At 60.0% G+C, this 22,353-nt stretch carries 21 protein-coding genes and 1 pseudogene; 15 read left to right on the top strand and 7 right to left on the bottom strand.

The window, feature by feature from the left end; all coding sequences use genetic code 11:
• From ACZZZP_RS03350 to ACZZZP_RS03315, 8 genes are read left to right on the top strand one after another with little or no spacing between them, the layout of a single operon-like run.
• On the top strand, nt 1-477 hold the full coding sequence (locus ACZZZP_RS03350) for a nuclear transport factor 2 family protein (protein WP_463381799.1): 477 nt from the start codon (nt 1-3) through the stop codon (nt 475-477).
• The gene (locus ACZZZP_RS03345; RefSeq protein WP_463381798.1) at nt 474-1,262 is read left to right on the top strand and encodes an SDR family NAD(P)-dependent oxidoreductase; all 789 of its coding nucleotides are present in this window, start codon (nt 474-476) and stop codon (nt 1,260-1,262) included. The genes ACZZZP_RS03350 and ACZZZP_RS03345 overlap by 4 nt, the downstream gene beginning before the upstream one ends.
• Entirely contained in the window at nt 1,259-2,509 is a 1,251-nt protein-coding gene (locus ACZZZP_RS03340) for an NAD(P)/FAD-dependent oxidoreductase (protein WP_463381797.1), read from the top strand. The genes ACZZZP_RS03345 and ACZZZP_RS03340 overlap by 4 nt, the downstream gene beginning before the upstream one ends.
• Complete coding sequence (locus ACZZZP_RS03335) at nt 2,506-3,303, top strand: DUF1365 domain-containing protein (RefSeq protein ID WP_463381796.1); 798 nt, start codon at nt 2,506-2,508, stop codon at nt 3,301-3,303. Before ACZZZP_RS03340 ends, ACZZZP_RS03335 begins: the two co-directional genes overlap by 4 nt.
• Nucleotides 3,290-4,561 (top strand): class I SAM-dependent methyltransferase, encoded by a 1,272-nt coding sequence (locus ACZZZP_RS03330; RefSeq protein WP_463381795.1) that lies wholly within the window; start codon nt 3,290-3,292, stop codon nt 4,559-4,561. Before ACZZZP_RS03335 ends, ACZZZP_RS03330 begins: the two co-directional genes overlap by 14 nt.
• Nucleotides 4,562-4,577: 16 nt before the next feature.
• The gene (locus tag ACZZZP_RS03325; protein ID WP_463536261.1) at nt 4,578-5,063 is read left to right on the top strand and encodes a DUF2878 domain-containing protein; all 486 of its coding nucleotides are present in this window, start codon (nt 4,578-4,580) and stop codon (nt 5,061-5,063) included.
• 39 nt (nt 5,064-5,102) lie between these two features.
• Complete coding sequence (locus ACZZZP_RS03320) at nt 5,103-5,420, top strand: YkgJ family cysteine cluster protein (protein ID WP_122492890.1); 318 nt, start codon at nt 5,103-5,105, stop codon at nt 5,418-5,420.
• A 58-nt stretch (nt 5,421-5,478) separates the two neighbouring features.
• Nucleotides 5,479-6,204: a class I SAM-dependent methyltransferase gene (locus ACZZZP_RS03315; RefSeq protein ID WP_463381793.1), complete on the top strand. Its 726-nt coding sequence runs from the start codon at nt 5,479-5,481 to the stop codon at nt 6,202-6,204.
• Nucleotides 6,205-6,217: 13 nt separating this feature from the next.
• Here the strand turns inward: ACZZZP_RS03315 and yjiA are convergent, their stop codons facing one another.
• From yjiA to ACZZZP_RS03300, 3 genes and pseudogenes are all read right to left on the bottom strand, one after another.
• On the bottom strand, nt 6,218-7,192 hold the full coding sequence (gene yjiA / locus ACZZZP_RS03310) for a GTPase (protein WP_463381792.1): 975 nt from the start codon (nt 7,190-7,192) through the stop codon (nt 6,218-6,220).
• Between the two features lie 98 nt (nt 7,193-7,290).
• Nucleotides 7,291-7,494, bottom strand: coding sequence for a YbdD/YjiX family protein (locus tag ACZZZP_RS03305; protein ID WP_122452145.1), 204 nt, complete (start codon nt 7,492-7,494; stop codon nt 7,291-7,293).
• A 61-nt stretch (nt 7,495-7,555) separates the two neighbouring features.
• Nucleotides 7,556-9,623, bottom strand: a pseudogene (locus ACZZZP_RS03300) (carbon starvation CstA family protein).
• A gap of 398 nt (nt 9,624-10,021) precedes the next feature.
• Between ACZZZP_RS03300 and ACZZZP_RS03295 the strand changes: the two are divergent.
• Genes ACZZZP_RS03295 through ACZZZP_RS03280 form a run of 4 tightly spaced genes read left to right on the top strand, consistent with a single transcriptional unit; the run spans nt 10,022 to nt 13,791 of the window.
• The gene (locus tag ACZZZP_RS03295) at nt 10,022-10,585 is read left to right on the top strand and encodes a POTRA domain-containing protein (protein WP_463536260.1); all 564 of its coding nucleotides are present in this window, start codon (nt 10,022-10,024) and stop codon (nt 10,583-10,585) included.
• Entirely contained in the window at nt 10,524-11,816 is a 1,293-nt protein-coding gene (locus tag ACZZZP_RS03290; protein WP_463536259.1) for a ShlB/FhaC/HecB family hemolysin secretion/activation protein, read from the top strand. The genes ACZZZP_RS03295 and ACZZZP_RS03290 overlap by 62 nt, the downstream gene beginning before the upstream one ends.
• A 29-nt stretch (nt 11,817-11,845) precedes the next feature.
• A complete protein-coding gene (locus ACZZZP_RS03285; RefSeq protein ID WP_463381790.1) occupies nt 11,846-12,166 on the top strand; it encodes an ESPR domain-containing protein in 321 nt (106 codons plus the stop codon).
• Entirely contained in the window at nt 12,073-13,791 is a 1,719-nt protein-coding gene (locus ACZZZP_RS03280) for a hemagglutinin repeat-containing protein (RefSeq protein ID WP_463384639.1), read from the top strand. The genes ACZZZP_RS03285 and ACZZZP_RS03280 overlap by 94 nt, the downstream gene beginning before the upstream one ends.
• Before the next feature lie 107 nt (nt 13,792-13,898).
• On the opposite strand, the gene ACZZZP_RS03275 is transcribed toward ACZZZP_RS03280, so the two are convergent.
• Nucleotides 13,899-14,405: a DUF3015 domain-containing protein gene (locus ACZZZP_RS03275; RefSeq protein ID WP_122492896.1), complete on the bottom strand. Its 507-nt coding sequence runs from the start codon at nt 14,403-14,405 to the stop codon at nt 13,899-13,901.
• A gap of 197 nt (nt 14,406-14,602) precedes the next feature.
• Here ACZZZP_RS03275 and ACZZZP_RS03270 point away from each other — a divergent pair, with 197 nt between their 5' ends.
• From ACZZZP_RS03270 to ACZZZP_RS03260, 3 genes are all read left to right on the top strand, one after another.
• Entirely contained in the window at nt 14,603-15,754 is a 1,152-nt protein-coding gene (locus ACZZZP_RS03270; protein WP_463381789.1) for a DUF3142 domain-containing protein, read from the top strand.
• Nucleotides 15,741-17,933: a hypothetical protein gene (locus tag ACZZZP_RS03265; protein ID WP_463536258.1), complete on the top strand. Its 2,193-nt coding sequence runs from the start codon at nt 15,741-15,743 to the stop codon at nt 17,931-17,933. The genes ACZZZP_RS03270 and ACZZZP_RS03265 overlap by 14 nt, the downstream gene beginning before the upstream one ends.
• Nucleotides 17,934-18,016: 83 nt before the next feature.
• On the top strand, nt 18,017-18,385 hold the full coding sequence (locus ACZZZP_RS03260) for a PilZ domain-containing protein (protein WP_122492899.1): 369 nt from the start codon (nt 18,017-18,019) through the stop codon (nt 18,383-18,385).
• Between the two features lie 145 nt (nt 18,386-18,530).
• Here ACZZZP_RS03260 and radA read toward each other — a convergent pair whose 3' ends face one another.
• From radA to katB, 3 genes are read right to left on the bottom strand one after another with little or no spacing between them, the layout of a single operon-like run.
• Nucleotides 18,531-19,898, bottom strand: coding sequence for a DNA repair protein RadA (gene radA, locus ACZZZP_RS03255; RefSeq protein ID WP_463536257.1), 1,368 nt, complete (start codon nt 19,896-19,898; stop codon nt 18,531-18,533).
• Between the two features lie 48 nt (nt 19,899-19,946).
• Nucleotides 19,947-20,495: an ankyrin repeat domain-containing protein gene (locus tag ACZZZP_RS03250; protein WP_122492901.1), complete on the bottom strand. Its 549-nt coding sequence runs from the start codon at nt 20,493-20,495 to the stop codon at nt 19,947-19,949.
• Nucleotides 20,496-20,549: 54 nt separating this feature from the next.
• Nucleotides 20,550-22,073, bottom strand: coding sequence for a catalase KatB (gene katB / locus ACZZZP_RS03245; RefSeq protein ID WP_463536256.1), 1,524 nt, complete (start codon nt 22,071-22,073; stop codon nt 20,550-20,552).
• Between the last annotated feature and the right edge of the window lie 280 nt (nt 22,074-22,353).

Here is a 22,353-nt window from a genome sequence, read left to right as displayed (position 1 = left end):
ATGCCCCTTGAACGAGCATCAGCGCCCGGCGACGAGCCGCAGCGTGACAGTGAACAGCGCGACTTCCTCCGACGCTTCGCTAACGGCTTTGCCGCCTTGAACGCGGACAATCTGGACACACTCGGCCAGCTCTACAGCGACGACGTGCGCTTCCAGGATCCACTGCATGAGATTCACGGCCTGCCGGCCATGCGTGCGTACTTCGAGCAGCTGTACGCCAACGTTCAGGACCTGCACTTTCAATTCCACGGCTTCGATGAACTGGCACCCGGCGCCGGTTATCTGCGCTGGACCATGACGTACCGCCACCCGCGTTTGAATGGCGGCAACGCCATCGCGGTACAAGGCTGTTCGCACCTGCTGTGGCACGACAAGGTGTACGCACACCACGACTACTTCGATGCCGGCGCCCTGCTGTACGAACACCTGCCCGTGATGGGCCGGGTTATTCACTGGCTGAAGGGGCGCCTGGCATGAGCAGCGGCAGACGTATCTGGCTGACCGGCGCCAGCAGCGGCATTGGCGCGGCCCTGGCCGAACAGTTGTTGGCGCAAGGCAACCGCCTCGCCCTCAGTGCGCGCCGTGTGGAACCGTTGCAAGCCCTGGCTGAGCGGTTTCCGGGACGCGTTCTGGTAGTGCCCGGTGACTTGGGCGAAGCCGAACAAGTGCGCGCAATTGGCGAGCAGATCGCCCGGCAATGGGGTGCGCTGGATGGCGCGATTCTGAATGCCGGCACCTGCGAATACATCGACGCTCAGCACTTTGAAGCGGCCATGGTCGAACGCGTCATGCGCGCCAACTTGCTGTCGGCCAGTTACTGCATCGAAGCGGCATTGCCGCTGTTGCGTGCCGGCCACCAGCCGCATTTGGTCGCGGTTGCCAGCTCAGTGACTTATTTGCCGTTGCCTCGCGCCGAAGCCTACGGTGCCTCGAAAGCGGCGCTGCGTTATCTGATGCAGGCGCTGCGCATCGACCTCGCCGCCGAAGGCATCGACGTCACGCTGGTTAGCCCGGGCTTCGTCGAAACGCCGCTGACCGCGCGCAATGACTTCGCCATGCCGATGACCTGGTCCGCTGAAAAAGCCGCCAAACACATCGCCAAGCGCCTGCCGAAACGCCCTCACGAAATCGCCTTCCCAGGCCCCTTTATCGCCGTGCTCAAGCTGCTCGCCAGCCTGCCTTCCACCGTGCAATTGGCCATGGGTAAACGCATGGCCCGCACCTCTGAGCCTGCTCAGCATTCCGCCAAGGACGACGTATGAAAATTGCCATTATCGGCAGCGGTATTTCAGGGCTGACCAGCGCCTATCTGCTCAATCGCCAGCACGATATTCAGGTATTTGAAGCCAGCGATTGGATCGGAGGCCACACCCATACCGTGGACGTGCAGGTCGATGGCCGCGACTACGCGGTGGATACCGGTTTTATCGTGTTCAACGACTGGACCTACCCGAACTTCATCCGCTTGCTCGACAAACTGAAAGTGGCCTACCAGCCCACCGAAATGAGCTTCTCGGTGCACGACCTGCAGAGCGGCGTGGAGTACAACGGCAACACGCTGAACAGCCTGTTCGCCCAGCGCCGCAACCTGCTGTCACCGACGTTTTGGGGCATGTTGCGCGACATTCTTCGCTTCAACCGCGAAGCGCTGGCCGAGCTGGAAAACCAGCAAATCAACTCCGGCATGACGCTGGGGACTTATTTGAAAACGCGCGGCTATCGTCAGCGCTTTATCGACCACTACATCGTGCCGATGGGCGCGGCGATCTGGTCGATGTCGCTGGGCGAAATGCTCAATTTTCCGCTGCGTTTCTTTGTGCAGTTTTTCAAGAATCACGGCCTGCTGTCGGTGAACAACCGGCCGCAATGGCACGTGATCAGCGGCGGTTCGCGTGGTTATGTGGAGCCGCTCGTTGCGTCGTTCCGCCAGCACATCCGGCTCAATTGCCCGGTGCTGAAAGTGGAACGCGATGAGCTTGGCGTGACCGTGCACAGCGCCCAGGGCATCGAGCATTTCGACAAGGTGATTTTCGCCTGCCACAGCGACCAGGCGCTGCGCCTGCTCGACCAGCCGACAGCGGCGGAGCAAAGCATTCTCGGCGCGTTGCCGTATGCCGAAAACGACGTGGTGCTGCACACCGATACGCGCCTGCTACCCAAGCGCCGCCTGGCCTGGGCCAGCTGGAACTACCGCCTCGACGGCAACCGCGAGCGCGCGGCGGCGGTGACGTACGACATGAACATTCTGCAAGGCATTCAGAGCGACACCACGTTCTGCGTGAGCCTGAATCAGAACGAGGTGATCGACCCGGCAAAGGTGCTGTCGCGCCACACCTATGCGCATCCGCAATACAGCCTGGCCGGCGTCGAAGCACAAGGGCGCTGGCACGAGTTGCTCGGCGTGAACCACACGTACTACTGCGGCGCTTACTGGGCCAACGGTTTTCATGAAGATGGCGTCGTCAGCGCCCTGCGCGTTGGGCAGGCGTTTGGCGAGGCGCTGCAATGAACAGCGCCTTGTACAGCGGCTGGGTGCAGCACCGGCGCTTCAGCCCGCGCGCCCATGATTTCCGTTATCGCATGGGTTTTCTGTTTCTTGATCTGGATGAACAGGAGCAGGTGCTGGCGCTATCGCCATTGGCGGGGCGCAGTCGCTGGGCGCCGTTTGCGTTTCGCGAAACCGACTTTCTGCCGACCTTTACCGGCGCCGGCACTCGCCTGAGCGATGCCGTGCGCGGCGTAGTCAGCGAGGCACTGGGCACGCCGCTGCTGGGCAGAATCTGCCTGCTGGCACAGCCGCGCAGCTGGGGCGTGGCGTTTAATCCGGCGAGTTTTTTCTACTGCTACGACAGCGTCGGGCAGTTGCAGGCGGTGTTGTGCGAAGTCAGCAACACGCCGTGGCGCGAGCGTTATCACTATGTGTTGCCGTGCGAAGACGGCCACTCCGGCCCGCACCATGTGCGGGTGGACAAGTCGTTCCATGTATCGCCGTTTTTGCCGCGCGATTTGCAGTACCGCATGACCTTCAGCCAGCCCACTGCACGCCTGGGCGTGTTCATGGCCGACTGGCAAGGCGAGCACAAACTGTTCGACGCCAGCCTGAGTCTGACGCGCAGCCCGCTGACGCGCGCGAGCCTGCACCGGCATTTGCTGAGCTTTCCCTGGATGACCGCCAAAACCGTGTTGGCCATCTACTGGCAGGCCCTGCGCCTGCTGCTTAAACGCACGCCCCTTTTCTCCCACCAGCCGGCGCAGGGTTCTGTGCGCGTGGCTTCGCCGGAAAGCCACCATGAAAAGCCCTAGCCTCAGCAGTAAAACCTTTTCCCGCACTGGCAATGGCATCGGCGCCGGCCTATTGCGCCGCGCCGTGTTGCGCCTGCTCGGGCAACTGCGCCACGGCCAACTGAGCATCGTCGAGAACGGCGAGCGCCTGGTGTTCGGCCAGCCTGGCGCTGAGCTGCAGGCGGAAATTCACGTGCTCGACCCGGCCCTGTGGTCGCTGGTCGCCAGCAATGGCTCGATTGGTTCCGGTGAAGCGTATATCCATGGCTATTGGAGTTCGCCCGACCTGACCGCCGTGGTGCGCGTGTTTGTGTGCAACCTCGACCTGCTCGATTCCATGGAGCGTGGCCTGGCACAACTGGGGCGCCCGCTGGTTGCCGGCCTGCATTGGCTGAACCGCAACACGCACAAGGGTTCGCAGAAAAACATCGCGGCGCATTACGACTTGGGTAACGAGCTGTTCGAGCAGTTCCTCGACCCGACCATGATGTATTCCGCTGCCATGTTCCAACGCGCGGACGACACCCTGGAGCAGGCGCAGCTGAATAAGCTGGAACGCATCTGCCAGAAGCTCGCGCTAAAGCCGACCGACCACTTGCTGGAGATCGGCACCGGCTGGGGCAGCATGGCGATTTACGCGGCGGTGAATTACGGCTGCCAGGTAACCACCACCACGCTGTCGCGCGAGCAATACGCCTACACCCGCCAACGCATTGAAGCGCAGGGGCTGCAAGATCGCGTGACGTTGCTGTTGCAGGACTATCGCGACCTGGTTGGCCAGTACGACAAATTGGTCTCCATCGAGATGATCGAGGCAGTGGGCCACAGCTTTCTGCCCACCTACTTCAAGCAATGCGCGTACCTGCTTAAAGACGACGGTTTGATGCTGCTGCAAGCCATCACCATCCGCGACCAGCGCTATGAGCAGGCCAAACGCAGCGTCGACTTTATCCAGCGCTACATCTTTCCCGGCGGCGCCCTGCCCTCGCTGACCACCATGCTCACGGTGGTGACCGAAGAAACCGATATGAACCTGCTGCACATGGAAGATTTCGGTCTGCATTACGCCCGCACCTTGCGCCTGTGGCACGACAACCTGCGTAACGCTCGCCACACCCTGCACGAGAAGGGTTACGACGATTACTTCTTCCGGCTGTGGGAGTTTTACCTGTGCTACTGCGAGGGCGGTTTTATCGAGCGCACCATCGGCACCGCCCAGCTGCTATTGGCCAAACCAGCGGCGCAACCTGCGCCTTTGTTGGGCCGCTTTGACGCTTAAGACGGTGGCGAACGCCGTGCTGTTTCAGCTCGGTTGGTTCGCTGGCGTGTACAACCCGCAGTACCCGGCATTGCTAGGGGTCATCGCGCTGGTAGTGGTTATTCACCTGGCCTGGCTCGGTCGCGGCGAGGTGCGCTTGCTACTGGCGGTGACGCTGTTGGGCACTGCCATCGACAGTGCTTTGATGCACGGCGGGCTGTTTGTGTTTGCCGAGGGGCAAGCCTTGATGGGCGGCTGGCTGATTCCCGCTTGGCTGGTGCTGATGTGGACGCTGCTGGCCACCACCTTGCGCCATTGTCTGGCCTGGACGGCACGGCCGCTGGGGCTGGCCTGCGTGTTGGGCGCGGTGAGTGCGCCGTTGTCGTACTACGCCGGCGCTCGGCTCACCGGGGTGCAATTGCCCTTCGGGCTGGCGGCAAGTCTGTTGACTCTGGCGATGCTGTGGGCCGTGCTGTTTCCATTGCTGCACGCCCTGGCGCGGCGCCTACACCCGGACGAATAGCAGCCTGCGTCGGGCGGCAATCTGTACACTGTCGCCCCCATGAGCGACCTTCCTGCCATTCCCCTCGTCACCCTCGAGCCCACGCCTGCCGTGGCCTGCTCCAACTGCGCGGCGTGCTGCTGCCAGTTGGAAGTGATGCTGCTCACCGACACCGGCGTACCCGAGCGCTACATCGACACCGATGAGTGGGGCGGCGAGGTGATGGCGCGTCTCGACGACGGCTGGTGCATTGCGCTGGACCGCGACACGATGCGCTGCACCATCTACGAAAACCGGCCCTGGGTGTGCCGGATTTTTGAGACCGGCTCAGCGGAATGCCTGGAAGAGCGCCAGCAGTTGTCGACCATTTACCGCTAATTCCCACAGCAGCATCGGTATAGTCGCACCTTAGACGTAACGGACAGGGACGCCCCACGTGCACAGCATCGAACGCATTTACCCCAAAGACCTCAACCCGCAAAACCCCGACGACCACGCCACGCTGGCCATTCATATGCAGCGCTATGAATTCGCCTCGGGTTTGCTCAGTGGCTCGCGCGTTCTGGACATGGCCTGCGGCTGCGGTTACGGCACGGCGTTATTGGCCGAGCAGAACCCGGACAAGACTGTGATCGGCGTGGACATCGACCCCGACGCCATCGCCTACGCCGAGCAGCACTATCGGCTGAGCAACCTCAGCTACGTGTGCGCCAATGCCGAAACCTTCGCGGGCGAACAGGCGTTCGACACCATCGTCAGCCTGGAAACCATCGAACATTTGCCCAGCCCTGCCCGCCTCGTCGCCAATTACAGTCGCCTGTTGGCCAGCGGCGGTCAGGTGATTGCCTCGGTGCCGATTACGCCGACCCTGGACGGCAATCCCCATCACCTGCACGACTTCAGCAAAGGCTCGTTCGCGCGGCTGTTCCGCAGCCAAGGCCTGCGCTCGGTGAAGGAGTTCGAGCAAGTTCAGTGGTGGCAATTCAAGGGGCTGTTCAGCAAGAAAGCCGATCACCAGAAACAGCATCGCTCTGAAGGGGTGGGCAATGCGGTGTTGCAGTATTACCGGCGCCACCCGTTCTATCTGCTGGCGCGCCTGGGTTCGATGCTTCGCTATGGCTTTAGCAATCGCTACCTGACGTGCCAGTTCAAGGCGCAGTGATCGCGCCCTGAGTTCAGTCAGCTGCTACGGCGGCGAACCCAGCGCGAATCTCTTCTTCGGGCAACTGGTCACCGATAAACACGATCACGCTTTCGCGCACATCGCCGGCCAGCCACTCGCGGTCCCAGTCAAAGCCATACAGGCGCAAAACGCCCTGAAACACCATGCGCCGGTCTTCGCCGGCAATGTTCAGCACGCCCTTGTAGCGCAGCAGCGAATTGCCGTGGGTTTCCAGCAGGTTTTCCATGAAGGCGCTGAGCTTGTCGATATCCAGCGGCTGCTCGCTTTTCAGCACCAGGGTGCCGATGCGGTCCGGGCTGGCGGCCGGGGTTAGCGGGCGCAGGCTGATGGTGGTGGGAAGGTCAGCGTTGAGGTTGAAGCCGCGTACATCCAGCAGTTCGGCCAAATCGATTTGACCATGTTCAACCACACGAATCGGCGCCCGGCGGTTGATGCGCCCGAGGCGCTGCACCAGCGCGTCGTAGTGCTCGTCGGTCACCAAGTCGCGCTTGCTCACCAGAATGCGATCGGCGAACCCAACCTGGGCCTGGGCGATGGGCTCGGCCAGGTGGCGCTCGGCATTGGCGGCGTCGACCACGGTGATGATGCCGTCGAGCACGTAGCGCTCACACAGTTCTTCTTCGGCGAAAAAGGTTTGCGCGACTGGCGCGGGGTCGGCCAGGCCGGTGCACTCGATCACCAGGCGATCAAACGCCAGCTCGCCGCTGTCCAGGCGGTCGAGCAGCAGGTAGAGGGCTTTCTCCAGCTCGACGTGAATGGAGCAGCACACGCAGCCGTTGGCGAGCGTCATCACCTGCACCGGCTCGGTGCCGAGCAGTTCGCTGTCGATGGGCGTTTCGCTGAACTCGTTCTCGATGACGGCAATTTTCAGCCCGTGTTCGGCCTTGAGAATATGCCGCAGCAAGGTGGTTTTGCCGGCACCGAGAAACCCGCTGAGAACGGTGACCGGAATGGGAGCGGGACTCATGGTTACGTCCTGAACAGTGACGCCGTGGGGCGCCTGAATAGAAAACGCCACGACAAGCGTGGCGCCAGAAATTTCAACAGAAGAAAAGTGCGGTCGATTCAGCAGCAGCGAATGGGCCGCCCCTTTCCGCCGCCATAACGGGCTTCCTGACGTTCACGAAAGAACTCTTCGTACGTCATTACCGGTTTGTCCGGGTGCTTGTTGGCCATGTGTTCGACGTAATTGTCGTAATCGGGCATGCCCACCAGCATGCGCGCGGCCTGCCCCAGGTATTTGCCCATGCGACTCAGGTCATTGAACATGGTCTGTCCTCAATAAAGCGGGCCGGCGCGACGCCGGCCGGTGTCCACGCACGTGATTGGCTCAGATGTGCGGAATGGGTTCGAACGGGGTTTCTTTGTCGCTGCGCTCTGGGCGAACCCAGGCCGCGCGGCCAACTTTGATGGCGTAGAACAGCACGCTGAACACCACGAACAGGAACAGCACCGTGAGAGTGGCGTTGGTGTATGCGTTGAAGATCACGTGCTGCATTTGCTCGGCGTCTTTAGCCGGGGCGATCACTTGGCCTGCGGCCAATGCATCGCTGTACTTGCGACCCAACGCCACGAAGCCCACTGCCGGGTTACTGTCGAACAACTTGATCAAGCCGGCTGTCGTGGTGCAGATCAGCAGCCAGGTGGCGGGCAACGCCGTGACCCACGCGTACTGCTGACGCTTCATTTTAATCAGCACAACGGTGCCGAGCATCAGCGCGATGCCGGCCAGCATCTGGTTGGAAATACCGAACAGCGGCCACAACGTATTGATGCCGCCCAACGGATCGACTACGCCCTGGTACAGCAACCAGCCCCACATCGCTACGCAACCGCCCGTGGCAATGATGTTGGCGATCCAGGAGTCGGTTTTGCGCAGCGCGGGAACGAAGTTGCCGAGCAAATCCTGCAGCATGAACCGCCCCGCTCGGGTGCCCGCATCGACCGCCGTGAGGATAAACAGCGCCTCAAACAGAATCGCGAAGTGGTACCAGAAGGCCATGGTGTTTTCACCCGGCAGCACCTGGTGAAGAATCTGCGCGATACCCACCGCCAACGTCGGCGCACCACCGGCACGCGCCAGAATGGTGGTTTCACCAATGTCACGCGCCGTGGCTTCCAGCACCTCGGGCGTGATCAGGAAACCCCAACTGCTGACCGTTGCCGCCACCGAGGCAACATCCGCACCCACTACAGCGGGTGGGCTGTTCATGGCGAAGTACACGCCCGGTTCAATCACCGAGGCAGCGACCATGGCCATGATTGCCACGAACGATTCCATCAACATGCCGCCGTAACCGATGTAGCGCGCATGGGACTCGCTCGCCAGCAGCTTCGGCGTGGTGCCCGAGGAGATCAGTGCGTGGAAACCAGACACCGCACCGCAGGCAATGGTGATGAACAGGAACGGGAACAAGCCGCCTTTCCACACCGGGCCGGTGCCGTCGACGAATTGCGTCAGCGCTGGCATTTTCAGATCGGGCATGGTGATCAGGATGCCCAGCGCCAAGGCGATGATGGTGCCGATCTTGAGGAAGGTAGACAGGTAGTCACGCGGGGCCAACAGCAACCACACCGGCAGCACCGACGCCACGGCGCCGTAGCCGATCAGCATCCAAGTGATTTCAATGCCGGTGAAAGTAAACATCGGCGCCCATTCCGGGCTGGCGGCAACCTGGCCGCCGAGCCAGATGGAACCGAGCAACAGCAGCAGGCCCACCACGGAGATCTCGCCAATTCGGCCCGGGCGGATATAGCGCATGTACACGCCCATGAGCATCGCGATCGGGATGGTCGCCATCACCGTGAACATACCCCACGGGCTCGACGCCAGGGCCTTCACCACGATCAGCGCCAGCACCGCAAGGATGATGATCATGATCAGGAACGCGCCGAACAGCGCAATGGTGCCGGGCACCTGGCCCATTTCTTCGCGCACCAGCTCACCGAGCGAGCGGCCGTTACGGCGCGTGGAAATGAACAGCACCATGAAGTCTTGTACCGCACCGGCGAGAATCACCCCCGCAATCAGCCAGAGCGTACCGGGCAGATACCCCATCTGCGCAGCAAGCACCGGGCCCACCAAAGGGACCTGCGCCAGCGATAGCAGCGAAGTGGTGACCGAACAGAATGTGTTTGTTGGTCGGCACGTAGTCCAGACCATCGTTATTCAACACAGCGGGAGTGGCGCGGTTGGGGTCCAGCTGCATCACCTTATTGGCGATGAACAAACTGTAGTAACGGTAGGCAACCAGATAGAGGGCCACAGCGGCCACCACTATCCATAACGCGTTGATGGCTTCACCGCGGCGCAAGGCCACGACACCCAAGGCACCGGCGCCCACTACGGCCAACACTGCCCAAGGCAGATGGCGTAGGACGCTATTGTTATTGTTCATGGAAAACTCCGAATGGATGGACGTACAAGCGGCCTTTCGAGTTTAGACGTTTCCGTGCCGCAAGGTATCCGACGTTGGTCTAGGCGCAAAGAACAAGACCGTAGCGGCCAGAGAAATCTCTCTACGTAATGCCAAAACCGCAGGTTGATTGGTCGAGCCAAAGCGTGGTGTTGACATCGAAAACGGCACATCAACTCAAACCAATAACATTATTCGGCGACGTGAAAAACCTGGCAACTTCCACATGTCCTACGCCGATAAGGCTAACTTCCTACGTTTTATATTTCCACCTACAGCCATGTAGGCAGCAACTTACATCCGCAGGCGAACCACATTCTACTCGGTAGCACCAGGCACATTAAGAATGCACCTCCCCATAGATGCATAGATTACCGACCATGCGCCCATCTACCGTTTCACAAGCCAGCGACACCAAACCGATATTTTCACGACGCCACTTCTGCTCGCTCTCCGACGCGATAGGTAAAGCGGTGTTAATCGGCGTTTTCGCGAGCGCAGTTTCACCGTTGCTACAAGCGGCAGATCCAATTCCACGGATTAGCCCTATTGACCGCGAACAAGACTTGCAAAACAAACAGCGGCAACAGGAGGAAATAAACCGCCAACTCGACAAAAACCAACGGGATTCCCAGGCCCCTCAACTGCAACTGCCCGAGTCACCCGAGCCAACTGACAATGGGCCTAAGTTCCTGATCACTACAATCACAATCAATAGCGGTGATCACAGCAGTAGCACTGTCATTGTTGATGAGGTACTCGCTAAGTATAAAAACCGCGAGCTCGGCAGCAGCGATCTGTTCGGCTTGATTCGAGACGTCAGCAATCGATATACCGATGAAGGTTTTTTCTACAACAACCGTCAGCCTTGTGCCAAAAAACATGAAGCAAGGCGAAGTAGAACTGAAGATAAATTGGGGCTACGTCGAGGGTTGGTTAATTAATGGAAAACCGCCCAGCGGCCCGTACCAGAAACTGTTAACCGAATCGGCCATGCCCGCACTTTCAGGCAAGCCATTAAATATTCGACAAGTTGACCAAATGGTAGAAAACCTTAATAACGCAGCGAAAACCGCCCGCGTTGATATTCAACCTTCTGAGCGTTTCGGTTATTCATATTTGAATTTGGTTATTGAAGACAAAGGGCTCCCGAGCGTCACGGTCAAGGTTGATAATTCTGGAATGGACAGCCCGAGCAAGGGCCGTTACCGCTTCAGCGCTTCGACCAGCATTAGTGATCTGTTACTGGGCAACGATACCGTCGGCCTTAACCTGAGTACCCGGCGCTATGAACTCAGTGAAAGCAATTCAGAGTACAACGCCGGTGTCACATACTCGGTTCCGTTCGGATTTTCTAAAATTGATCTTCGCTTCAACCATTCGCAGTACGAGCGCCTAACGCCTGGCGGTAACTACGGCACCTATAACACCAGCGGTGACTCGCAAACCTACGCTGCCAAGTTCAGCCATGTACTCAACCGCGGGAAAACGGACAAATCAACTGCGTCAGCTGAAATAGAACACAAAGAAAGCGCCAACTATCTAGAAGATGCCTTTCTGGGCACTAATAGTATGCCTTATTCCAACGTCAAGTTCGGCCTGGAACATATCACGCAGCTCGCTGGCGGCTCCTTATATTCCGACGCCACGTTTAGCCAAGGCGTATCTGCCTGGGGTTCGAAACAAGCGGCTTACGACGAACACCACCAACCTAAACACTTTCAAAAGCTTGGATTCAATACAGCGTGGTCGCGCCCATTCAAATGGCAAGACAGGGACTTTAGCTTTTCGTCCCGGGTTGGCGGCCAGTACTCAAAAGATAACTTGTTAGTCGCTGAAAAAATGGGCCTTGGCGATGAATTCACCGTTAGAGGATTCAGGGGCCCGCCTCTATGGGGCGACCAAGGAATTTATATATCAAACACCTTGACGCGCTCACTGCAAATACTAGGAGGATCTATTTCTCCATTAATCGGCCTCGACTCCGGCTATGCGCGAGACGTAACCAAAGAGACAAACGGTGGCGCGATTGCCGGCTTAGCAATAGGAGCCAGCGGAAATTGGCGCTATGGCGGCGCCTCAATAACGCTAGGCCTCCCATTATATATGCAGGATGAATTAAAGGACGGCAATGACAGTGCCGTCCTTTATATGAGCACCTACGTCAACTTTTAAACTATTTAGATTTTAGAGGATGCACTTTCATGAACAAAAATTGTTTTCGACTGATATTTAGCAAAACCATCGGCTGCTTGATCCCCGTCGCAGAAATCTGTACAGCGCAACGCAAACCCGGGCAAACACGGGGCGCATCCGCTACCAGTACACATCGCTGGGCTTTGAAAGCGCTGCCGCTCGCGCTGCTTGGAATCTTGCCCCAGGCATTCGCACAAATTGCGATAGCGCCGAACCAACAACAAGGTATGAGCCAATCCTCCAACGGCGTACCGGTGATGGAAATCGCCGAACTGAGACAGAAAGCAAATCCGAAAACATCAATCAAATCGGCGGCAACATCAGTCTGACAACCACCAAGGGCGACATTGATCTAAACGGAGTGAATATCGCCGGAGGTAGCGTAGCCCTCGATTCTGCGGGAAATATCAATCAGCGCGCAGCTGAAAGCAGTAGCACCAGCAAATCGGAAACCAAGATCCATAACGTTGGCTATACAGAAGCCATCAGCGTGGGCCCAATGGGAGCCGGGGCTGGAGCGTCGATAGGCGCGGACGGTAACTACGACAAAACGAAGGAAAGCTGGCAGACTTTCACTAACGGGATGATTAGCGGCACCGAGGTCAGCATCAAGGCCAAAGGTGACCACAATTTGGAAGGCGCCAACATCGAGGCCGGCCATTTGGATTATCACATTGACGGCAACCAGAACATCACGAGCAAACAGGATGTTCATAACATGGAGCATGAGCGTGGCAGTTGGAGCGCTTCTGTAGGGGTCGCACTCACTACCAATGGAATTATCCAGCCAACCGGTAGCTTCTCGGCTTCTGGCGGCAAGGACTATGACGATAGCCGCCTGACCGCTGAGCAATCGGGTATCAGCTCCGGTTCCATGGACTTCTACGTAGGGGGCAACCAAACGCTTACCGGCGCTCACATTCTTAACTCTTCGGGTCAAGGCTCATATCGAGTAGAGGGCACCACTACGGCTGCTGCTCTGGATGACTTCCGTAACAAAGATGGTGGCTACGGTGGCGGAGGCGCTGGCGTGAGCAAGACGGGCGTGCCGTCGGTGACCATTCAGGCCGGTCGCGTTGATCAGGTTAAATACAACGCCACGCAAAACAGTACCGTCGACTTGGGTGGTATGGAGATGAGTGTGGGCGGCGGCGTGGTAGGGCAACTCAACCGCGACGGCAATAATCTGACTAACGTAACGCAGGATCGGAAGATCGCGGGTACCGACATTAAAATCGAGCTTAGCTTGCCGACCTATAACAAGCAGAAGAAGAAAAATAAAGTTGAGCCGCAACGAACGCTTGCTGACACCGGCTCGGCAGACGCTCCATCGCGACCAACCAGCGCGGCGAGCGCAGACGTGGATGTGCCTAACGCTCCGTCTCGACCAACCAGCACGGCGAGCGCCGACGTTGACTTGCCGAACGTGCCGTCGCGGCCAACCAATGTGGCGAGCGCAGACGTGAGGGTGCCGACCGCAACCCGGCCCGCGAGCACAGACGTGGATGCTCCCGACGCATCATCCAAGCAGCCCGTCAGTACAGCGAGCGCAGACGTTGCGGTTAACGTGCCATCGAAAAAGCCGGCCGGCCAAGGTGGTAACGATTTGGCTCGCCACGTGACGTCGCAACAGGTCGGTACGCAGCTAAAAAATGCCTTGGCAAAACTCAACGCGGCTGACAACGCCACGGTGAACTCGCTGAAAACCGCGCCGGTGACCGTTAAGGTTATGGACGCCTCTGGCAAAACCGTTGACATAAAAGTCACCGATGCCTCGTCCCTGCAACAGCTGCATGGGATGCGCGTCGTGACGGGTGAACAGGCGGTCGGCATCAAGCCGGAGGGGAGTCAGCACGGTAAAAGCTCAGAGACGTTCATCAATATTACGAAAGTATCGCCAGGGAAATTCATCTACAACTTCATAAGCAGGGAACCGGCGCCCTTGAAAAAGTAAGGCTCGTTAACGCAACAACGGTGGGTTCTCGCTAACCCACCAACTTCAACAAAAAAGGGCTGGTTTCTAACCAGCCCTTTTTTACGCCTGCAATTTAGCGTTGGACGTTAAGCCGGTTGCTTGGCATACCGTGCCAACTGGGCGTCTTTGCTCATCACATCCAGCGTATTGGCCAGCACCTGTTCGCTGGTCACGTCAGCCTTCGAGAAGATGCTGTCGAAGTTGGCGTGGGTCACCTGGGCAAAGTGCGCGCGGTCGCCTTTTTCAACGCCGAGCAACGTGGCGTAGGCGTCTAACGCTTCCCCCTGACCTTGGGCCATGTCTTCAGCAATTGAGTCGAGCATGCCGTTCATGGCCAGCATGGAGCGGCCGCCGTACCCGAGTTTTACGTGGGAGTCGCAGCCGTTGGTGCCAGAGGTGAGGCCAAACGTGGCGTTCCCGGAAGTGCCATTGGTGGTGGTCGCAAGCAGGTGCGGCGCCAAACCGCGCTGCCCTTCAAACAGCATGTTGCCCCACCCACAGCCACCGCCGCCGGCCTGATCGGCCTGGGCCGCAAAGCTGGCCGCGCTGAGTACTGCCACTATCAAACCTTTGCCAAGCAATCGCTTATCCATGTCTGCGCTCCGCAGTGATTGTTTTTTAAACGCTCTTGCAGCTTCGGTGACACATACCCCCCTGTCAAATCGACGCCGGACGACCGGTAGGCTTGGCACGCCCTCAGCGCTCATGCACCATGGCGCGCCGCCTCCCTTGAGCCCTGCCGCACGTGCCCGTTCCACTGCCTTTGTGGCGAACCCTTTGCGTCGTTTTTTTGGCCGTCATCACCCTGGCCGGCTGCGAGCGGCCGCCCGCGATTTCGCTGGATCAGCAGGTTTATATCTGGCAGCGGCAATGGCGTGCGAGCCATGCCCAAGCACTTGCGCAAAGCCATGCCGACTTTTCCACGCTGCGCATATTGGCCGCGCAACTGCATCCGCGCGAAGGATGGATTCAGGCACGCATCGACCCGCAGTTGCTCAAGCAAGATGGCCGGCCGCTGGTGGCGGTCATCCGCCTCGATGGTCAACTGCCCCGTCTCGACAGCGCCGCCATCGCCGCACAGATGCAGACCTTGATCAGCACCTGGCAGGCCATGGGTTTGAACCTGCGTGGCGTGGAAATTGACCACGACTGTGCAAGTAATCGGCTAAGCGAGTACGCCGCCTTGCTTCATACCCTGCGTAACCAAATCCCACACGACGTAACCCTGAGCATCACCGCCCTGCCCGCCTGGCTGAGCAGTCCGGCGCTGACCGCTGTGCTTGCCGAGGTCGACAGTTCGGTGCTGCAAGTGCACGCCGTTCGCCGCCCTTCGCTTGGCTTGTTCGAGCCAGAGCAGGCGCTGCGTTGGGCCGTTGCCTACGGCGCGCTTAGCCCGAAACCGTTTTTGCTTGCCCTTCCCGCCTATGGCGTGGCGCTGACCGACAACGGCGAGGTGGAAAGCGAAGCGCCGCTGACGCAAGGTGGCACGCGCCGCGAGCTGCAAGCCGATCCACACCAAGTGGCCGCATTGCTCAAGCAATTGCAAAGCACGCCCATCAATCACTTGACCGGGCTGATATGGTTTCGCCTGCCGCTGGCCGATGACCGCCGTGCCTGGCCGCTGGCAACCCTGCAAGCGGTGCTGCACCAGCAGCCGTTGCGCGGCGATGTGCGGGTCGTCGTGCTTGAGCAAGGTTCGCTGTATGAAGTGCGCGTGACCAACCGGGGCAACGCGTCCGCCCCGCTGCCCGCAGAACTGACGACGTCAGCCCAAGGCTGCGAAGCCGGCGACGGCGCGCGCGATTACCGCCTGCAACGTCCGCTCGACAACCCGCGCTTCGTGCGCCAACAGCCCGCCCAACTCGCCGCCGGCCAGACCCGCGTAGTCGGCTGGGTACGCTGCCACCATCTCGATCAAGGAGGATTTCGTGTCACACCTTAAGTTGCGTCGTCACGTGCTTGCCGTCGCCGTCAGTGCGGTTCTGGCGAGTGCCGCCGCCGAGGCCTGCGGCCCGGATTACCCGTTGCGATTGCTGGGCGACCGCGCCAACAGCCTGGCCGAGTTGCCTGAAAGCAACTTCACCTTCGAGGCCGGACGTCTCGCCGTCTCGGTGCCAGCCCTGAAGCCCGCAGCGCCAGCAGACACCGAGAGCCGCTGGGACGAGGCGCAAAACCGCTACCTCGACGAGCGGGAAGTGGCCGAGCCCAAAGGTTTAAGCCCTGAGCAAGTGGCGAAGATCCTCGAACTGCGCCAGCTCACCGACGCCGCTCAGGCCGAAGCAGCGGGCGCAAGCTTGCCCGCCGAGCTGCGCCTTTACACCGCCGGCGCGGTGGCGTTCATGCAGGCGGACGATGCCACGGCGCAGGCCTATTTCCGTCAGGTGCTGGCGCTGCCGGCCGGCGAACGTCAGCTGCGCGGCGCCTGGGCGGCCTATTCCCTGGGACGCAGCCTCGCTCGTTCCGCCGACGCGGCGCGCGCCGCAGACCTCACTGATGAACAACTGACCCAAGCGCGCCAGGCAGATGTCGACGGCGCCAAACAAGCCTTTCAGCAAACCCGCCAACTGGTGCTGGACGGTGCCAGCGATGCCATGGAACTGGGCATCGCCAGCCTCGGTGAAGAAGCGCGCCTGGAGCTGGATGAAGGCGACTGGTCGGCTGCTATCGGGCTGTACGCCAGTCAGCTAAAACTCGGCTCCACCACCGGCTACAGCTCCATGAAGGCGCTTGCCGTCGATCTCAGCCAGATGCCGGAAGAGCAACTGGCGCCGCTGCTTCAGCAACTGCCGGTGCAGCGCCTGCTGACGGCGTACCTCATCAGCCATGCCGGCTGGTCGTACGGCGAGCAGCCAGCGGGCGAGCAAACCTTGGTGAAACTGCTGCAACGGGGCGACATTGCCAATATGGCCAACGCCGACCGCCTCGCCGCGTTGAGTTATCAAGTGGGCGACTACGCCGCCACCGCCGCCCTGCTCGAACATGCGCCCGACAATGGCCTGACGTGGTGGCTGCGGGCAAAAATCGCCTTGCGCAACGGCGACCAGAACAGCGCCCAGGCCGCCTATGCCAAAGCCGCCCAGGCCTTTCCTGAAGACGAGTCCTGGGGCTGGCGCCGCGACGCTAACTGGAACAGCGAAACCCTGCAGCCGCACTGCCGCGTCGAGGGCGAAGGCGCCATTCTGGCGCTGCAACGCGGCGACTACCTCGAAGCCTTCGAAGCCTTGTACCGCAGCGGCTATATCTACTGGGGCGACACGGCGGAAGTCGCCGAACGGGTGCTGACCACCGACGAGCTGAAAGCCTTCGTCGATGCCAACGTGCCGGCTCCGCCCTCGATTGCCACGCCGCCCGAGCCTTACGTTTACCAACCGCGCCCGGTTGCCGCCCAATTGCGGCAACTGTTGGCACGCCGCCTGTTGCGCGATGGGCGCTATGACGAGGCGCCGAACTATTTCTACGAAGTGAGCCTGCAAACCGCTGCCCGCGAGTACGGCCAAGCCCGGCAAGCGGCGAAGTCGCGCTGGACCGACACAGGCAAAGCCGAAGCGCTGTATCAGGCCGGCAAACTGGCGCGCACGCAGGGCATGGAACTGCTCGGCTACGAAATGTCGCCCGACTTTGCCTGGTTCGACGGTATGTATTCCCTCGACCGGGTGCAGGTTCAGACGCCAGGTGGACTGTTGAGCCAAGCCGAAACCGAGCGGCAAAACGCCAATCTGGCGCAGCCCAACAACCGCTACCACTACCGCTGGGTCGCGGCCGAACTGGCTAATCAAGCCGCCGACTTGCTACCGACCACCAGCCAGGCCTACGCCGCCACCCTGTGCCGCGCCACCGGCTGGATTATCTACAGCGACCTGCCGCTGGCGCAGCGCTATTACCGGCGTTACGTGGACAACGGACCAGTGGTGCCCTGGTCCGGAAATTTCGGCCAGAACTGCGAGGAGCCGGACTTCGAGCACGTCACCCAGCGCCTGTGGCAGTACCGCCTCGACACCACCTGGAAAGCCCTGCGCCCGCATAAATTCTGGCTGTTCGGCCTAGCGCTGGTCGCCGGCCTGGCAGTGGTCGGCTACCGGCGAAAAAAGCGCGCCGTCACACTTCAGCCACCGCAGCCATAGCCGGCGCCGTAGCCTTGGCTATAGTGATGGAACCGAAATGCCCCGATGAAATCGGATAGACACTGCCTACTGGAGCAAACCCCATGAGTGAGTCAACCAACGAGCGTCGGCGCTTCCAGCGCATTGCCTTCGACGCCAGCACCGAAATCGCCCAAGGCGATCAGCGCTGGACGGTTGAACTGCACGACCTTTCGCTAAAAGGCCTGCTGGTCCAGCGTCCGGAAAACTGGAACGGCGATGTCAGCCAGCCGTTCGACGCCCATGTGCACCTGAGCCCCGACGTGCATGTGCGCATGGAAGCCACCCTGGCCCGCGACGAAGGCGGTTTGCTGGGCTTCGAATGCCGGCACATCGACCTCGACTCGGTCAGCCATTTACGCCGGCTGGTGGAGCTGAATCTGGGCGACGAAGATTTGCTTGAGCGTGAATTGACCTCGCTCGGCGAGGCGTAACGCGTAGGTTGGGTAGTTCGGCGCTCAACCCAACCTACGAACTTCACCGTCATCCTCGCGAAAGCGGGGATCCAGGCTATCCCGTCAAACGCCTATCCGGGCCGATTTAAAAACCCGCGTGATAAAACGCGTTGACCAAACGCCTCTACTCAAACAACGCATCCAACGCCTGCTCCAACCGCGTCACCGCAATAATCTGCAGCCCAGGCGGCGACTCTTTCGGTGCGTTGCCTTTGGGCACGATGGCGCGTTTGAAGCCATGTTTAGCCGCCTCTTTCAGCCGTTCCTGCCCACTGGGCACCGGTCGCACTTCACCCGACAACCCCACCTCGCCGAACACCAGCAAGTCGTGCGCCAGCGGCCAGTTGCGCAGGCTCGACATCACCGCCGCCATCAGCGCCAGGTCGGACGCGGTTTCCATCACTTTCACGCCGCCGACCACGTTTAAAAACACGTCCTGGTCGTGGGTCGGAACGCCGCCATGGCGGTGCAGGACGGCGAGCAGCATGGCCAGCCGGTTCTGGTCCAGGCCGAGGGTCACGCGCCTCGGGTTGGCCAGGTGGCTGGTGTCGACCAACGCCTGCACCTCGATCAACATCGGCCGTGTGCCTTCCCAGGTGGCCATCACCACGCTGCCCGGCACTTCTTCCTGAGCACGGGTGAGGAAAATGGCCGAGGGATTCGACACTTCCTTCAAGCCACGGTCTGTCATCGCGAACACGCCCAGCTCGTTCACCGCGCCAAAGCGATTTTTCACCGCCCGCAGTAAGCGCAGGCGACCGTCTGACTCGCCTTCGAAATACAGCACGGTATCCACCATATGTTCGAGTACGCGCGGCCCGGCCAGCGCGCCTTCTTTGGTCACGTGGCCGACCAGAAAAATCGCCGTGCCGCTCTGTTTGGCATAGCGCACCAACAGCGCCGCGCTTTCGCGCACCTGCGCCACGCCGCCGGGGGCCGATTGCAGTTGTTCGGTAAATATCGTCTGGATGGAGTCGATCACCATGACCTTGGGCTTTTCCACCCGCGCCGTGGCGATGATCGATTCGATGCAGGTTTCGGTCATCACCTTGAGTTTGTCTTCCGGCAAACCGAGGCGACGGGCGCGCATGGCCACTTGTTGCTGCGATTCCTCGCCGGTGACGTACAGCGCCGGCAGGCGCGTGGCGATGTTGCAGAGGGTTTGCAGCAGGATGGTGGATTTGCCGATGCCGGGGTCGCCGCCGATCAGCACCACCGAGCCGTCGACCAGACCGCCGCCGAGCACGCGGTCCAGCTCCACCGAGGCGGTGGAAAAGCGCGGCATTTCTTCAACACTGACTTCGGCCAGGGTTTTCAGCTGCGCCTGTTGCCCAGCCCAACCGGCACGACCGCTGGCCGCCGTTTCGCTGCCGACCTCGATCATGCTTTCGACCAAGGTGTTCCAGGCGCCGCATTCGCCGCACTGGCCGGCCCATTTGGGGAAGGTCGCACCGCACTCGGTGCAGCCATACATACGCTTGGCCTTGGCCATCTCAACCCCCTCGCCGAAAAGCGCCGATGATAGCGCAGCTACCCCGTTTCAACGCGGGGCGGGCGTGCGAATTTCGCCGGTGGCCAGCCGAGCGGCGCTGTTGCCCAGACCGTCTTCGGCGTTCAAATCCGCGCCTTTGGCGGCCAGGGCATCGAGCAGCTCCGCGCGGTTGAACAGGCCGGCGTACATGGCGGCGGTTTGGCCGGCGCCGTTGCGTTGGTCCGGGTTGCAATCGGTTGCCAGCAGGCGCCGGGCAATGCTGACCTCACCTTTGAAAATCGCCCCCATCAGTGCGGTGTTGCCGCGTTGGTCTTGCTGACAGGCGTCGGCGCCGGCCTGCAACAGCAGCTCAACGGCCGGTTGCTGGCCGTGGTAGGCCGCCAGAATCAGCGCGGTGTAGCCCTTCTCATCCTGGCTATCGAGCGGGTAATGGGCGTCGATAAAGGTTTGCAGCACCGGCACATCGCCTGCCCGTGCGGCTTCGAAAAAATAGCTGCGCAGTTGCGCCTGGACATCGGCGGGCTCGCTCGGAGTAGCCGCCGAAACCAGCGCGCTGAATGCCAATGCGCCGAGCAGTACAACGGTTCGAATAATCATCACAGCGCTCCTGAAAAAACGGCGGCCTTCAGCAGAAGGCCGCCGCTATTACCCTCAGTCCGACAGCTTGGCGGCCAAGGCTTTCACTCGCTCCAAATCGCCCTTGGCGACTTTCGCGACACCCGTGCCGTATTCAGGGTCGGCCTTGTACAAGAACGACAGGATGATGTGCTTGCTCTCTTCATCGGTGGTGGCCAACGAACCGCCGAAGCTTGCGATCAGATCATCGCGCTCCTTCTTGCTGTAAGAGCGGTACAGATCACCGGCCTGTTTGAAGTTTTGCTCACGCTGAATTTTCTTCTGCTCGGTGCCGCCCGACAGCGGCAAGCTGCTGTAGCGCGCGCTGGCAACTTCTTCACGCGGCTCCAGGCGACTGGGTTGATAGTTGACCCCCGAGGTGGTTTTGCCGCTGTTCATGGCGCCGTCCTGATTGCCGTTGTTCACCTTCACCCGCGGCTGGTTGATGGGCAACTGCAAGGCATTCGCGCCCAGGCGATAGAGCTGGGTATCGGCGTAGGAAAACACGCGACCCTGCAGCAAACGGTCTTCGGACGGTTCGATGCCAGGCACCAGATTGGCGGGCGCCATGGCCACCTGTTCGGTCTCCTGGAACACGTTGTCGGTATTGCGGTTAAGCACCATCTGCCCGACTTTGCGCTCGGGCACATCCGGCCAGATTTTAGTGGCGTCCAGCGGGTCGAAAGCGAACGAGCTCAGCTGTTCAGGCTTGAGCACTTGCACGTACAGATCCCATTTGGGGAAGTCGCCTTTTTTAATGTGCGCGATCAGATCATTACCCAAGTGGCTGTAGTCCTTGCCCTGCACTTGCTCGACTTGTTTGGGGTCGAGGTTGTTAATGCCTTGCAAGGTTTTCCAATGAAACTTCACATAATGGATTTCACCGTTGGCATTAACCAACTTGTACGCGTGCACACCATTGCCGTCCATTTGCCGATAACTGGCCGGGGTGCCGTAGTTGGAATACAGCTCGGTTAGCGTACGGGTGGATTCAGGCACATGGGAGAAAAAATCGAACCGGCGCGAATCATCATCCAAGTTGGTACGCGGGTCCGGCTTAAAGGCGTGCACCATATCGGGAAACTTGATGGCATCGCGAATAAAGAAAGTTGGAAAGTTATTACCCACTAAGTCCCAGTTACCGTCGGCGGTGTAGAACTTGGTGGCAAAACCACGGGGGTCGCGCAGGGTTTCGGGGGAGTGGTTGCCGTGTACCACGGCGGAGAAACGCACGAACACCGGCGTGACTTCGCCGGCGGCAAACACCTTGGCTTTGCTCAGGTCGCTGAGGTCGTCGGTAACCGTGAACGTGCCATGGGCCCCGGTGCCACGGGCGTGTACGACGCGCTCAGGAATGCGCTCGCGGTCAAACCGTTGCAGCTTTTGCAGCAGTTGTACGTCTTGCAGCAGCACCGGGCCCGTGGCGCCGGCCGTTTGCGAGTTCTGGTTGTCGCCCACCGCCGCGCCGTTGTCGCGCGTGAGCGTGGCGGCCTGAACGGAGAAGGAAAGAAACCCGACACAAAACAGTGAAGTGGCAGGAACAAGCGATTTTCTAGTCATGATCGTCTCCCTATTATTTTTAGCGCATCAGTTGCGCTTTAGGAGACTAGAGCGATACAGCCACGTTTTCTAAATAGAAAACTTTAACCATCCCGATAAATAAAACTTCCTCGTTAGTTAATAACGTCAGGCGTATTCGCGCGAATAGCTTAATGAAAATGAAAGTTACTGACGCGAATCAATATGAAATAAAAGCCTGAGGGCGGACACGTTAAATTAGAAATATCCGATACGCAAACCGGTTCTTTCTTCCAATATATAAGCGACAAACGCGAACCAA

This window comes from Pseudomonas sp. AC211, from assembly GCF_979258055.1.
The sequence above is the reverse complement of the archived record's forward strand: the minus strand, read 5'-3'. Positions and strand labels throughout refer to the sequence as shown.

What these genes read in the sequence shown, in the direction of transcription:
- ACZZZP_RS03350 (WP_463381799.1), top strand. Translation starts at nt 1, where the DNA reads ATGCCCCTTGAACGAGCATCAGCGCCCGGCGACGAGCCGCAGCGTGAC.
- ACZZZP_RS03275 (WP_122492896.1), bottom strand. Translation starts at nt 14,405, where the DNA reads ATGGATAAGCGATTGCTTGGCAAAGGTTTGATAGTGGCAGTACTCAGC.
- ACZZZP_RS03260 (WP_122492899.1), top strand. Translation starts at nt 18,017, where the DNA reads ATGAGTGAGTCAACCAACGAGCGTCGGCGCTTCCAGCGCATTGCCTTC.
- ACZZZP_RS03295 (WP_463536260.1), top strand. Translation starts at nt 10,022, where the DNA reads ATGCGCCCATCTACCGTTTCACAAGCCAGCGACACCAAACCGATATTT.
- ACZZZP_RS03290 (WP_463536259.1), top strand. Translation starts at nt 10,524, where the DNA reads ATGAAGCAAGGCGAAGTAGAACTGAAGATAAATTGGGGCTACGTCGAG.
- katB (WP_463536256.1), bottom strand. Translation starts at nt 22,073, where the DNA reads ATGACTAGAAAATCGCTTGTTCCTGCCACTTCACTGTTTTGTGTCGGG.
- ACZZZP_RS03320 (WP_122492890.1), top strand. Translation starts at nt 5,103, where the DNA reads ATGAGCGACCTTCCTGCCATTCCCCTCGTCACCCTCGAGCCCACGCCT.
- ACZZZP_RS03305 (WP_122452145.1), bottom strand. Translation starts at nt 7,494, where the DNA reads ATGTTCAATGACCTGAGTCGCATGGGCAAATACCTGGGGCAGGCCGCG.
- ACZZZP_RS03340 (WP_463381797.1), top strand. Translation starts at nt 1,259, where the DNA reads ATGAAAATTGCCATTATCGGCAGCGGTATTTCAGGGCTGACCAGCGCC.
- ACZZZP_RS03285 (WP_463381790.1), top strand. Translation starts at nt 11,846, where the DNA reads ATGAACAAAAATTGTTTTCGACTGATATTTAGCAAAACCATCGGCTGC.
- yjiA (WP_463381792.1), bottom strand. Translation starts at nt 7,192, where the DNA reads ATGAGTCCCGCTCCCATTCCGGTCACCGTTCTCAGCGGGTTTCTCGGT.
- ACZZZP_RS03335 (WP_463381796.1), top strand. Translation starts at nt 2,506, where the DNA reads ATGAACAGCGCCTTGTACAGCGGCTGGGTGCAGCACCGGCGCTTCAGC.
- ACZZZP_RS03345 (WP_463381798.1), top strand. Translation starts at nt 474, where the DNA reads ATGAGCAGCGGCAGACGTATCTGGCTGACCGGCGCCAGCAGCGGCATT.
- radA (WP_463536257.1), bottom strand. Translation starts at nt 19,898, where the DNA reads ATGGCCAAGGCCAAGCGTATGTATGGCTGCACCGAGTGCGGTGCGACC.
- ACZZZP_RS03250 (WP_122492901.1), bottom strand. Translation starts at nt 20,495, where the DNA reads ATGATTATTCGAACCGTTGTACTGCTCGGCGCATTGGCATTCAGCGCG.
- ACZZZP_RS03330 (WP_463381795.1), top strand. Translation starts at nt 3,290, where the DNA reads ATGAAAAGCCCTAGCCTCAGCAGTAAAACCTTTTCCCGCACTGGCAAT.